Origin of the sequence: Amycolatopsis sulphurea, assembly GCF_002564045.1 — a bacterium.
Classification (GTDB): domain Bacteria; phylum Actinomycetota; class Actinomycetes; order Mycobacteriales; family Pseudonocardiaceae; genus Amycolatopsis; species Amycolatopsis sulphurea.
The window spans coordinates 285,194-296,741 of sequence record NZ_PDJK01000001.1 but is presented as its reverse complement, the minus strand read 5'-3'; the positions used below and the strand labels follow the sequence as shown (position 1 = coordinate 296,741).

Genomic DNA, 11,548 nt, shown 5'->3' with positions numbered 1-11,548 from the left:
GCCCTTCACGGACTCTGAGTCCGTGAAGGGCCCCTTCACAGCGCCACAGCGCCGGAGCGGGTCATGCGTCGGGAAGCTGCTCCAGCTTCCGCTGCAGCTTGTTCATGCCGCCGAGCCAGCGATCCGGGTCGGCGGCCCGTGCGGCGTAGTAGTCCGCGACCTCGGGGTGCGGCAGGACCAGGAAGCGGCCTTCCTCGATCGCCGTGAACAGGGCGTCGGCAACCTGGTCCGGTTCGATCGCCGCCGCGCCCATCAGCAGCTCTCCGCGTTCCCCGGCGCTCTCCAGCATGGCGGTGCGCACCCCTTGCGGGCAGATCGCCTGCACGGTGATGCCGCGGTGCCGGTAGGTCGCGGAGAGCCATTCGGCGAACGCCACCGCGCCGTGCTTGGTCACCGAATAGGGCGCCGAGCCCAGGCTGGTCAGCAGCCCGGCGGCGGAGGCGGTGACGATGAAATGTCCCGCACCGCGTGCCAGCCACGCGGGCAGCAGCGCACGGGCGGCACGAACGTGCGCCATCACGTTCACGTTCCAGGCAGCCGCCCAGTCGTCCTCGGTCGCGTGCTTCTCGCCGAACGGCGCGACTCCGGCGTTGGCGCAGAAGACGTCGATCTCGCCGAGAGCCTCGCGGGCCGCAGCGACCAGGCGCGCCACGCCGGCTTCGCCGGCCACGTCCCCGCCGAACGCGGTCCCGCCGATCTCCGCGGCCACCTCCGTGGCCCGGTCCCCGTCCAGGTCCGCGACGAGCACCCGCGCCCCGTCCGCGGCGAACCGGCGGGCGATCGCGGCGCCGATCCCGCCCCCGCCGCCGGTGACCACGACACCTGCGCTCACAGGCCACCGCCGAGGGTCAGGCCGCCGTCGAGAACCAAGGTCTGTCCGGTGACCCAGCCGGCCTCCTCGGACAGCAGGAACGCGACCGCCCCCGCGATGTCCTCGGGCACCCCCAGCCGCTTCAGCGGATAAGCCTTGGCGACCTCCTCTTCCCGTCCCTCGTACAGCGCGGTCGCGAACTTGGTCTTGACCACCGCCGGCGCCACCGCGTTCACCCGGATCCGCGGGCCGAGTTCGTCGGCGACCTCCTGGGTCAGCCGGATCAGCGCGGCCTTGCTGACCCCGTAGATGCCGATCCCCGGCGAGGCCCGCAGCCCGGCGACCGAGGCGACGTTGACCACCGACCCGCCGTGCTCGCCCATCCAGGCGTCCCGGGCCAGCCGGATCCACGCCAGCGGCGCGAGCACGTTGACCGCCATGATCTTCGCCGCGGCCGACTCCTCGACGTCCAGCACGGACCCGTGGACCGGGTTGATCCCCGTGTTGTTGACCAGCATGTCGAGCCGCCCGAAGCGGGCGATCGCCTGCGCGATCGCGTCCGCGCGGTGCGCCTCGTCGTCCGCCTTGCCGGGCACCCCGAGGGCGTGCTCGTCCCCGCCCAGCGCGGCCACCGCCTCGGCCAGCGGCTCCGGTTTGCGCGCGGTGACGCACACCCGCGCTCCTCGCGCCACCAGCTCCCTGGCAATACCCAGCCCGATCCCCCGGCTGGCCCCGGTCACCAGGGCCACGCGGTCCTTGAACGAGTTCACGAAACAAGCCTCCTGATCCTGCCGCACACGAGGCGGCTAAGCGGTTGCTTACCCAGCCTATCGGGGGTTCGCCCACACTCAAAACCCTGCCCGCCGCCCGCAACCGGGAAAACACGGAGGGCAACCACGGAAGTCACCTTCCGTGGGCGCGGCCGCGGCCCTGCCGACCTGAGGAGCCGAGCACACCCGACCACCGCCACCCGCAGGAACAGGCCACGCCGAGCCGGACCGACCGGCACCGCCGACGGAAACGATCAACGAGCGGTCGGCGGAGCCCGGCCACGAATGCTGAGTACGCTTTCCCCACACCGCAGCAGATCCCTTCGAGACGCTGCCCTCTCGCACGACCGGAAGAAGCCATGCCGAATTCTTTTCCCCTGTATCTGACCGCGGCAATGCTGGCCGCACCCGCGCTGACCACGCCCGCCTCCGCGTCCACCGCGCCGGACAGCGGACTGAGCTGGGCGCCGTGCCGATCCGTGCACCAGGAGTGGGAGAAGGAGGACGACCGCTCCGAATGCGCGACCGTCACCGTCCCGCTCGACCATGCCAGCCCGGCCGGCCGCACCATCGGCATCGCGGTCAGCCGGATCCGGGCTACCGAACCGCAGCAACGCCGCGGGGTGCTGCTGATGAATCCCGGTGGACCGGGCAACCAGGGTATCGGGATGCCGTGGTCGTTGACCCAGACCACGTTGAAGGACGTGGGCCGCGACCACGACCTCATCGGCTTCGACCCGCGAGGTGTCGGGCTGAGCGGCGGATTCGAATGCCCGAAGGACGCGAGCGACGGCGTCGAACCCGCCCCGGGCACCGGTGCCGAGCAACGCTTCCGGGCCGAATACGAGATCGAAGCACACGCCAACGCCCGCTGCACCGGCTACGACCGTGAACTGATCTCCCGGCTCAACACCCGCGCCGTGGCCGACGACATGGACGACATCCGGGTGGCGCTGGGCGAGAAGAAGATCAGCTTCTTCGGCATTTCCTGGGGAACCGCGCTGGGTGCCGTCTATCGCAGTCACTACGACCGCAACGTCGACCGCATGCTCCTCGACTCGGTGATGCCGCCCGAGTTCTCGGTTGAGACCATGGAACGCGGTACGTCCGCCGCCAAGCAGGCCGGCTACGAGGACTTCGCGGCGTGGGCCGCCGACCGTGACAGCACCTATCACCTCGGCCGGACAAGTCGCGAGGTTCGCGACTTGGCGCTGTCGCTGTGGCGGCGTCTCGGCGAGCACCCGGTCACTGTCAAAGGACCGGACGGCAAAACGCGCGAGTACTCCGACGGCTCGCTTTCGGCGATCCTGTCCTACCAGCGCCCCCACTGGGACGAGGTGGCACGCAGCGTGGCCGCGCTCCGCGACGGCGGTGTACCCCCGCTGACCGGAGAGGAACCCGAACACGACAGCTGGGGACTCCAGCCGAACAGCAGCGGCGGCCTGTTGATGCAGCGCGCGGTGCTCTGCAACGACCAGGGTGCCGCACCCGATGCCGACGCCGCGTGGCGGCTGAAGCAGCACCGTGCGGAGAAATACCCGATGTTCGCCAACGGCGCGGGCTACAGCAACTGGTGCGCCGGCTGGCCACTGACCCACGGCCCCGGCTGGGACCTCCAGCGGGGAACGAGCCCGCTGCAGCTCGTCGGCCACCGCTACGAAGCGATCACGCCCCTGGTGTGGGCCGAGCAGATGAAGCGCCGGATCGGCGGCGAGGTACTCACCGTCGACAATGGTGCGCACGGCTCCCTGGACCTCGTCGACTGCGCGAGCAAAGCGGTGGACTTCATCAGCACCGGCCGGACCAGCAGCGGCTCGTGCCCCGGCGAACCCTCGAAGAGCCTGCCCGGACAACCCGGCTGACGGCGAAACCCCACGGCGCACCGTGACGACCGCCGGGGCACGCCCACAGCTCGTGCTCCGGCAACCCTCCGCGAGCCCGTCCGGGCAAACCGGCCGACAGCGGCAGCCCACGGTGTACCGGGGCCACCACCGGGACACGGCCGCGACGCGCACCCCTGCGAACCCTCCGCAAGCCCGCCCCGGCAAACCGGCCGGCAGCGGCAGCCCCGGTACGTACCGGGGCTGCCGCTGTCCCATAAGCCCCGGTACGCGAGCCGCGCCGGGTGGCCTGCGTGGTCGGGAGTTCCCGGCCGCAGCCGGACAGCGGCACGGAGTAAAACCGCGCTACAAAACGACTTCTACGCCGCCCGAGACCGCGCGGTGACCCGGCACCGGTGGGCCTGGACGGGGTCCCCACGAAGACCGTCTCCCCGGACCCGGGCGACGCCCCACAGGGGTCAGCGGAGCCAGATCAGATACGCCACAACCAGCGCCACGGCGATGACCCCGTTGAGGATCGCATAGTCCCGCAGGATGCCGACGAACTCGCGGATGGTCGCGCTCGGCAGGTAGTACCAGGCGGTGCGCGAGCCGAGTACCTGGCCGTTGATCCGCGCACGGCGGGAGATCAGCGCGGTGCGGAAGGCGTGGTAGTTGTTCGTCACCAGCACCGAGCGGTAGTCCGGCTTGAGGCCGAGCATGATCTCCTTGCTGTACCGCAGGTTCTGCTCGGTCGTGGTGGAGCGGTCCTCCAGCAGGACGCGGTCCTGCGGCACGCCGGCTTCGATCAAGTAGTCCGCCATCGCCCGGGCCTCGGCCAGCTCCTCGTCGGGTCCCTGACCACCCGAGGTGATGAGGATCGGCCGGCCGCCGCGCGCGTTCTCCGAGTCGTACACCCTCCTCGCCCGGTCGAGCCGGCTCGCCAGCAGGGGCGGCACCTTCGCGCGGATCAGCCGGGAACCGTGCACGACGATGAAATCCACCCCGGTCCGGTGCGGGACCAGGCCGTAGACGAGCGAGTAGAGGACGTACACGGCGAACAGGCCGGACAGATAGCCGAGCGGGACCCCGACCGCGGTGATCGTCGTCTCCAGCCAGACCGGGTTGGCCCCTTTGCCCAACGAGATCAGCAGCGGGGCGAAGGCGAAGAGGGCGAGCCCGGCCAGCAGCGACAACAGATTCCCCAGCCGCCGGCCTTCGCGGCGCAGCATCAGGAAACCGTTGCACACCAAGAACAGCGGCAGCAGCAAGAAGACCGCCAGCAGGACGGCGGTCCCGGCGGTCGTGCCGTTGATCACTTCGTGCATCCCGGGGATCTCCTGCAGCAGGGACGTCACGCCCATGCCGAGCAGGAGCAGACCGATCACGAACGGCACGCCGTTGATCAACCGGCGCCGTTCGAGCCTGAAGAGAATCGCGAAGGCCAGGAAGAAAGGCACTGACACCAGCACATAGTCCACCGAACGGAGTATAGGGATCGGGCAACCGGGTCCCGACCCGGATACCCAACACGAATGGGTGAACGTCACCCGCGCGGTGCCGCCCGGCCGGACGAGCAAGCACACGGCTTCCGCACTGTCCACGCGCGACTCTCCCACCCCTCGGAACTCGATCCGGACGGCAATTTGTCCCACGAACAGCCGCTCGACAACGCGAACAATCGTCGAAGAAGCCGACCGCTCCCGTAACAAAATCAGCGGGTCGAATAGAGCCGCGCACGATCGGCGCAACCATCGGTCCCGCATCCTCCAGCACATTCTTGACAGGACGCCATTTCCTGTGATCCGGACTCCTCGCAGAATGTGAATATCCTTGCACATCACCAGAATCCGGCTGCGCATCGTGACGATGACACCCGGCACGCTCACCCGGCCATACCGATCACACCCGATGGAAAACCCGCGAATACCACGCGCCGGGCACTCGGCACGGCCATTCGGATGATCCTGGCAACCGGCACCCGACCTGCGCGAGTGGTGCTTCCCCAAACCGCCAGACGGACACCGGAAAGCTGTTAACCTCGCCTCGATGATCTTCACTGCGCTGTGGAGGACGAATGCGGAGAAAAATCGGGGACGACACTGCCGGCCATCGCGGGGATCGCGCTCTGCTCCGGCGACGTCTCGCCCGCTTCCGCTGCCACCGGCGAGGTCACCGTGTCCGCAACCGAGCTGAGCCCGCTCACGACCTACCACGACCCGGCAGGCTGCTACCGGGTCCCGGTCGCCGCGCACGTCCTGGCCAGCCAGGCCGGCACGCCGGTGCGGATCTACGCCGGTCCGCTGTGCGCCGGGCCGTCGCTGACCGCGCGGCCGGGCGACGGCTCGCATGTGGCGCCCAGTAGCGACAGCTTCTCCGTCCGATGATCAGTGGCACCGCACCGGCACCCGTCTCCCCCGATCTCGAAGCCGCCACCCTCGATCTGGTCGTCGTCGGGATGGGTTACGTGGGCCTGCCCCTCGCCGCGGCCGCCTGCGACGCGGGCCTGTCCGCGCGAACCCGCGCTGACCGGAATCGCGCACCCGGTGGGCGACGTCGAAACCGCGCTGCGGCAGGCAGACGTGACCGTGCTGCTCGTCGGCCACCGCAATTGCCGGACCGGGACCCTGGCCGCGCGAGCGCGCCGGCTGCTCCACACCACCGGACTGGTACCGGGAGAGCAGGTGCAACGGCTCTGACCCCGGGCCTGCTGCACCGCAGGAAGCCTCTTCTTGTCCACTTCCATGTCCAGCTCTACCTGGAAGGATGATCACCGCAATGACCGCAGCAATCCGGAACGACCGGCTGCGCAAGCGTTTCGAGAAGTGGGATGCCGACGGCGACGGCGTGATCGAGCGCAGTGACTACGCGGCCGAGGCGGACCGGATCATCGCGGGGTTCAACGCCTCCCCGACCGAGCCTTCGGCCCGCGCGGTGCGCGACGCGTACGTGGCGATGTTCGACTTCCTCGCGGAGAAGGCCCGGATCGGCGCGAACGGCTCGATGAACCCCGATCAGTTCCAGAAAGTGGTGGAGCAGCAGCTGTTCCAGGAAGGGGACGCGGGTTTCAACCGGGTGCTGCGGCCCACCATCTCGGCCATCGTCGGGCTGTGCGACACCGATGGCGACGGGATGATCGGCCCGGCCGAGTTCCGCACCTGGATGCGCGCCATCGGGGTCGACGAGGCCGCGTCGAAGGACGCGTTCGCCACCATCGACGCGGACGGCGACGGTCGGCTGACCGTGGACGAACTGGTCCAAGCCGTGCGTGACTACCACTTCGGCACCCTGGAAGTACCACTCCTGGGCGCCTGACCGAGCGGGAGGAGGGGGCCGGCGGCAGGCCCCCTCCTCCCGCCTCCCCCAGGGCAGCCGCCCCTGCTCGATCAGGCTTGGCCGACCACGATCCGGTGACCGAGTTCCTCGCCGGTGCGCGACCCGTCGGCGCGGATCAGTACGTTGCTGTGACGGGGAAAGTGGCAGCCGTCGAAGCCGAGCACGGTGCCGATCAGCGTCCCGCCCGCCCAGACTCGGTCCAGCACACCGGCGTTCGTCATTGCGGCGAAGCCGAGAAGGCCGACCGGGCGGTGCGGCTGACGAGCTCCCCCAGTTCGCTCGGCCCGCATCACCGATGCGCTTCGCACGGCCAGCACGAGCCCGCCCAGCCCGCACGAACGTCTCCCCGGCGACGGTGTCAGGTGGACGTTGACCATCACGGCCGGACCGGGCCGCAACACCAGACTCGGCTGGCAGGCAAGAAATCCGCCCCCTCACGGACCAGACCCGCCACAGTACGTTCGGCAGGCCCAGACCGGACCGTCGTGAACCCCAACCTCCCCCGCAGCAGGCTCACGCCTCCCGAATCCGAAGCGGCGCCTCGGCCTCCAACAGACCCACGGTCGGCAACGCAAGCAACCGCTCATGATCAGCTCGCTTCACCGCGCATCCCGCACGGCCAGCACGAGATCCTGCATCGCCCGCACAAACCGCACAAACATCTCCCCGGCGTCCGCGCCCAGCAGGCCGCCGTCGTGGGGGCGAAGCGACAGGCGCGGCTCCACTGACCAGGCCCCGGAGTACCCATTCTCGACCAGCAGCCGCACACAACCGGCCACGTCGGCGGCGCCTTCCCCGGGCAGCCGGAATTCGTGCCGGTCCACCGTCCAGTCCTTGATATGTACGTGTGCGACCTGAGAAACGATTTCCGCCGGCAATTCGCGGGCGGATTACCCGTGCGTGATCCCATTTCCGGTATCGAAGAGCACTTGCACCGAGGGGACGGCCGCGGCCAGGAGTTCGAGTGTCCGCTCGGCGTTCGTGCCCGCCCATCCGGTGCAGTTCTCGTGCAGCAGCACGAGCCCCGCCCACTCGGCGTCTTCCGCCAGAAGAGTGATCCGGGCGTGCACCTCGCGCCGCCATTCGGGCTCGGCCGACCCGTCGTTCACCTATGACATGATTCGGGCGTAACGCGTGCCTGGCCGGGCACATCGCCGCGTGAGGATCGCCAATTCGGCGCGGTCCCGGTCGAACGCACCGGTGATCGGCCGGCTCCAGCGCCGATCCGCGAGGCGGCCGACACGACCGCCGGCCCCTCGGTGGCCGGCGCGCCGGCCACCCGGGCGAACGCATCGTCACTCAGCTCGGCGAGCGGAATCCGGTCCACCGTGCGCAGTTCGACCGCCCGCCGGCCCAGCCGCCGGGTTGCCGCGAGCTGCGCGGGGAGCCGTCGCCCGCCTCGTCGGTGATCCCGCAGAACACCGGCGCGTCAGCCGGCATAGCGCGGGACTCGGCCCCCGGTGATCGGCTCCGCGCAGACGTTCTTCGCCACCGACAGGATCCGCACCACTTCCGAGGACCCGAGCATCCCGCGCGCCGGCGACGCGACCCCGCGCCAGAAGCCGCGATAGGCGCCGATCATCCAGGAGAGCAGGCAATCGTCGCGCAGCACCGCGTGTTCCGTGCGGCCGTTGCGGGTCAGGGTGAGCTGGGCGTGATCGTCGTCCTCGCTGACCGGGTAGTGCCCGACCGCGGTGCCGTGAGTGAACTCGCAGGTGACCCGGCGCTGCCGGATCGGCGAGGTCAGATCGGAGGTGATCCGGCTGCGCACCCCGCTGGTGTGCCGCAGCCCCACCTCGGCCCCGCCCATCCGCGGGACCACCAGATCGTCGAGCACCAGATCGTAGCCGGTGGCATGGGTGACCCGGGCGTTGCCGGCCAGCCGCAGCGCCAGCCCGACCCCGTGCGGCAGCTCCACGTCGAAGGCGTTCTGGCCCGCCGACCCGGACAGCGACCGCCGGAACCGGGGCTTGTCCTGTTCGATCGTGATCGCCCGCAGCTCGCCGAACTCGTTGTCCCGCACCACTTCCGTGAGCCGGTGGGTGAGCGTGCTGGCCAGCCAGGGTTCGACGACCTCCAGCCGCAGCCGGTGCTTGCGGATCAGCCGCTGCATCCGGGCCAGCTCGTCGGTGTCCGGGGCGAGCGGCTTCTCCACCACGAACCGGCGGAACCCGTGCGCGGCCAGCTCGGCCACCACGGCCGTGCGCACATCCGGCGGGGTGCACACGTGCACCACGGTGTCCTTCGGCTCGACGAGGCGACGGGCGTGGTCCAGATCCCGCGCGACGGTGAGCCGGGGGTTCGCCGGCACCGGGCGGCCGGGATCGCACCCCACCACGGGCTCGTCCCCGAACAGGTCCGGCGCCAGGGACCGCGCCTTCGCCAGGACCGGAACGTGCAATCCGGCACCGGCCCGGCCCAGTCCCACGACGAGTGTCTGCACCTGAAAAATCTCCCGCGGTTCCGTCACGATGATACGAAAATGGCAGCCATGGCCGCAGGGAAATATGCGTGCTGCTTTCCTGGTTGTCAACGCCGATCTGTTGACATGACCAAGAAGAGTGAACTCGCGGAAACCGGTGGACGCCCTCCGCACCGGCCACCATAACCTGGATTTCCCTTGCCGCAAAGGAGGTGACGCACCCTGTCCGGCCCCGCAATTCCCTTCTTCCCGCAGACCCGCGCTTTCGCCGAATCCCGGCCGGCCCCGGAAGCGCAGATCGATCAGGTCCGCCGGAACGGCGAATATTCCCACGGCGCCACCATGGCCCGGCCGGAGAATGCACTCGCCGAATACACCGGCGCGAAATACGTCCGGGAGGCCGGCGACGGAACGCACGCAGTGGTGCTCGCGCTGGGCGACGCCGGTGTGGTGCGCACCGACGACCGGGAGCCGGCGGAGACCGCGAGCCCGCTGCCGCACCACGGCCGGTTCGGCGCGACCGGGGGGAACTTCCCGGCCATCTCGACCACGACCTCGCTGCCCGGCCTGAACAGCAGGATGGACGACCTGCGGGCGACCGTGCTGCTGACCCGGCTGGAGCAGGACATCGCCCGTTGCGCCAAGCTCGCCGGGGTCCCAGGGTTCCGGCACACTTGGCCGGGGACCCGGCAGCGGGCGATGCGGAGGCGTGTGCGACCACCTCGTGGCGTGCGCCGACGCGGTTTCGAGTCCGTGAAGGGCCCCTTCACAGACCTCCACACCGACTTTGCCGACACCCTGGCCGGGGTCCTGCGGGGCCGCCGGCGCTGGCTCGGCTTCGGTGCACGCGACATCCTGCGCGCCCGCAAGCCGGGGACGCACCTGCACCGGCTGACCGTGCTGCTGGTGCCGACCGTGGACCTGGTGGTCGTCCGATGAACCCGGACGTGGTGGTGGTCGGGGCGGGGATCGCGGGGCTGACCGCCGCGCGCACCCTCGCCGGAGCGGGCCGCCGGGTCCGGGTGCTGGAGGCGGCCTGCCGGATCGGCGGGCGGATGGCCACCGTCCGGACCGGCGGCTACCTCGTGGACACCGGCGCGGAGCAGATCTCCTCCTCCGGCTACGACACGACCTGGAAACTGGTGCGGGCCTGCGGGCTCGCCCCGCCCGAGCTGCTCCCCCGGCTCGGCGCGGGCGTTTCCCTCTGGCGAGGCGGGCGGGCGCGGTCCGGGGTGACCCGGCTGTCCGCGCTGGTCACCGGTGCCGGGCTCGAACGCGGGGCCCGCCGGGATCTGTTCCGCCTGCTGCGCCAGAGCAGGCGCGGTTTCGACACCGGGCGGCCGGAACGGAGTCCGCTCGGCGAGTGCACCGTGGCCGAACTGGGCGCGCGTCTGCATCCCAGTCTCAGCGCCCATCTGCTGCAGCCCGTCGCGTCCGGTTTCCTCGGCTGGCATCCGGAGCGGTCCACCGCCGCGCCGTTGCTCGCGCTGCTGGCCGCGATCGGCCCGTCGTCGGCCTGGCGGACCTACCGGGATGGCATGGACACGCTCGCCCGGTCCCTGGCGGAAGGCCTGGACGTGCGCATCTCGTGCGAGGTCGATGAAGTGCGGGCGGAAGACGGCGGTGTCCTGGTGCGCACCACCTACGGCGACATCGATGCCCGCGCCGCGATCCTGTGCGTGCCCGCCCCGATCGCCCGTGTGCTGTACCAGAACCCGGATCCCGCGGCCGGCGCGTTCCTCGCGGCCTGTTCCTTTTCGCCGATGCTCAAGGTCAGCTACCTGCTCGACCGGCCGCTCACCCCGCTCGGACGGCCCGCCAGCATGCTGCTCGTCCCGGCGGCGGAGGACAGCACCGTCTCGACGATCCTGGCCGACCACGTCAAGCATCCGGGCCGGGTACCCGCCGGCCACGGGCTGATCTCCGTGCTGGCCGCCCCCGGCCGGGTGCCGGATCTGCTGACCTCACCGGACGAGACCATCGAGCACGTGCTGGGCCAGGCGGCCGAACGGTTCGTGCCCGGCCTTCAGCGGGCCACCGTCGGGACGCTGGTGCACCGGTTCCGTCACGGACACCCCGAGGCCACCCCGGAAGCCCTCCGGACCAGGGCGGCCTTCGAAGCCCGCCTCGGCGCGGCCGTGGACTACGCGGGCGATTGGGTCCGCTTGCAGCCGAACAGCGAAGGAGCCGCCGAGGCGGGCCGGAGCGCGGCCGAACGGGTCCACGCCCGGCTCGGCGCGGGATCGGCGGGTGCGCGATGAAGCCGCACGACGTGGGCAGGCGGTTCGACGAAGTCGCCGAACACCGCGTCCCGATCACCGTGCACCTCGACCGGCCGGTCGGCATCGCGGCCGGATTCGTGCCCACGGCCGGGGATTCGGCGCGGAGG

14 protein-coding genes are annotated in these 11,548 nt (G+C 70.6%); 6 read left to right on the top strand and 8 right to left on the bottom strand.

Translation table 11 applies throughout. The annotated features are described in order from the left end of the window. Positions 1–61 precede the first annotated feature (61 nt). The gene (locus ATK36_RS01365; protein ID WP_098509466.1) at positions 62–832 is read right to left on the bottom strand and encodes an SDR family oxidoreductase; all 771 of its coding nucleotides are present in this window, start codon (positions 830–832) and stop codon (positions 62–64) included. After that, a complete protein-coding gene (locus ATK36_RS01360) occupies positions 829–1,581 on the bottom strand; it encodes an SDR family oxidoreductase (RefSeq protein WP_098509465.1) in 753 nt (250 codons plus the stop codon). The genes ATK36_RS01365 and ATK36_RS01360 overlap by 4 nt, the downstream gene beginning before the upstream one ends. A 359-nt stretch (positions 1,582–1,940) precedes the next feature. Here ATK36_RS01360 and ATK36_RS01355 point away from each other — a divergent pair, with 359 nt between their 5' ends. Continuing rightward, on the top strand, positions 1,941–3,443 hold the full coding sequence (locus tag ATK36_RS01355) for an alpha/beta fold hydrolase (protein ID WP_098509464.1): 1,503 nt from the start codon (positions 1,941–1,943) through the stop codon (positions 3,441–3,443). A gap of 437 nt (positions 3,444–3,880) precedes the next feature. Here ATK36_RS01355 and ATK36_RS01350 read toward each other — a convergent pair whose 3' ends face one another. Continuing rightward, positions 3,881–4,882: a YdcF family protein gene (locus ATK36_RS01350; protein ID WP_245914151.1), complete on the bottom strand. Its 1,002-nt coding sequence runs from the start codon at positions 4,880–4,882 to the stop codon at positions 3,881–3,883. Positions 4,883–5,467: 585 nt separating this feature from the next. Here ATK36_RS01350 and ATK36_RS01345 point away from each other — a divergent pair. The 3 genes from ATK36_RS01345 (at position 5,468) to ATK36_RS01340 (ending at position 6,716) form a co-directional block, all read left to right on the top strand. After that, on the top strand, positions 5,468–5,788 hold the full coding sequence (locus ATK36_RS01345) for a hypothetical protein (protein ID WP_245914149.1): 321 nt from the start codon (positions 5,468–5,470) through the stop codon (positions 5,786–5,788). 159 nt (positions 5,789–5,947) lie between these two features. Further along, positions 5,948–6,100, top strand: a complete 153-nt coding sequence (locus tag ATK36_RS31895) for a hypothetical protein (RefSeq protein ID WP_170069517.1) — start codon at positions 5,948–5,950, stop codon at positions 6,098–6,100. Between the two features lie 79 nt (positions 6,101–6,179). Next, the gene (locus tag ATK36_RS01340) at positions 6,180–6,716 is read left to right on the top strand and encodes an EF-hand domain-containing protein (protein ID WP_098509463.1); all 537 of its coding nucleotides are present in this window, start codon (positions 6,180–6,182) and stop codon (positions 6,714–6,716) included. 71 nt (positions 6,717–6,787) lie between these two features. Here ATK36_RS01340 and ATK36_RS31890 read toward each other — a convergent pair whose 3' ends face one another. The 5 genes from ATK36_RS31890 to ATK36_RS01325 form a co-directional block, all read right to left on the bottom strand. Further along, positions 6,788–7,027, bottom strand: a complete 240-nt coding sequence (locus ATK36_RS31890) for a DUF6917 domain-containing protein (RefSeq protein ID WP_387001318.1) — start codon at positions 7,025–7,027, stop codon at positions 6,788–6,790. 309 nt (positions 7,028–7,336) lie between these two features. After that, on the bottom strand, positions 7,337–7,561 hold the full coding sequence (locus ATK36_RS33155) for a hypothetical protein (protein WP_245914147.1): 225 nt from the start codon (positions 7,559–7,561) through the stop codon (positions 7,337–7,339). 66 nt (positions 7,562–7,627) lie between these two features. Further along, complete coding sequence (locus tag ATK36_RS33150) at positions 7,628–7,846, bottom strand: hypothetical protein (protein ID WP_245914145.1); 219 nt, start codon at positions 7,844–7,846, stop codon at positions 7,628–7,630. Positions 7,847–8,036: 190 nt separating this feature from the next. After that, positions 8,037–8,177 carry a hypothetical protein gene (locus ATK36_RS33145; RefSeq protein WP_245914143.1) on the bottom strand — a complete coding sequence of 47 codons (141 nt, stop codon included), beginning with the start codon at positions 8,175–8,177 and terminating at the stop codon, positions 8,037–8,039. Next, positions 8,167–9,180 carry a Gfo/Idh/MocA family oxidoreductase gene (locus ATK36_RS01325; RefSeq protein ID WP_098509461.1) on the bottom strand — a complete coding sequence of 338 codons (1,014 nt, stop codon included), beginning with the start codon at positions 9,178–9,180 and terminating at the stop codon, positions 8,167–8,169. Before ATK36_RS01325 ends, ATK36_RS33145 begins: the two co-directional genes overlap by 11 nt. A 321-nt stretch (positions 9,181–9,501) precedes the next feature. On the opposite strand from ATK36_RS01325, the gene ATK36_RS01320 reads away from it, so the two are divergent. Beyond that, positions 9,502–10,098: a DegT/DnrJ/EryC1/StrS family aminotransferase gene (locus ATK36_RS01320; RefSeq protein ID WP_098509460.1), complete on the top strand. Its 597-nt coding sequence runs from the start codon at positions 9,502–9,504 to the stop codon at positions 10,096–10,098. Further along, positions 10,095–11,420: a protoporphyrinogen/coproporphyrinogen oxidase gene (locus ATK36_RS01315; protein WP_098509459.1), complete on the top strand. Its 1,326-nt coding sequence runs from the start codon at positions 10,095–10,097 to the stop codon at positions 11,418–11,420. Before ATK36_RS01320 ends, ATK36_RS01315 begins: the two co-directional genes overlap by 4 nt. Positions 11,421–11,548: the final 128 nt, after the last annotated feature.

Bases quoted from the DNA above. Each gene is read 5' to 3' on its own strand.
- ATK36_RS01355 (WP_098509464.1), top strand. From the start codon at position 1,941: ATGCCGAATTCTTTTCCCCTGTATCTGACCGCGGCAATGCTGGCCGCA.
- ATK36_RS01340 (WP_098509463.1), top strand. From the start codon at position 6,180: ATGACCGCAGCAATCCGGAACGACCGGCTGCGCAAGCGTTTCGAGAAG.
- ATK36_RS31890 (WP_387001318.1), bottom strand. From the start codon at position 7,027: ATGCGGGCCGAGCGAACTGGGGGAGCTCGTCAGCCGCACCGCCCGGTC.
- ATK36_RS33145 (WP_245914143.1), bottom strand. From the start codon at position 8,177: ATGCCGGCTGACGCGCCGGTGTTCTGCGGGATCACCGACGAGGCGGGC.
- ATK36_RS01320 (WP_098509460.1), top strand. From the start codon at position 9,502: ATGGCCCGGCCGGAGAATGCACTCGCCGAATACACCGGCGCGAAATAC.
- ATK36_RS01315 (WP_098509459.1), top strand. From the start codon at position 10,095: ATGAACCCGGACGTGGTGGTGGTCGGGGCGGGGATCGCGGGGCTGACC.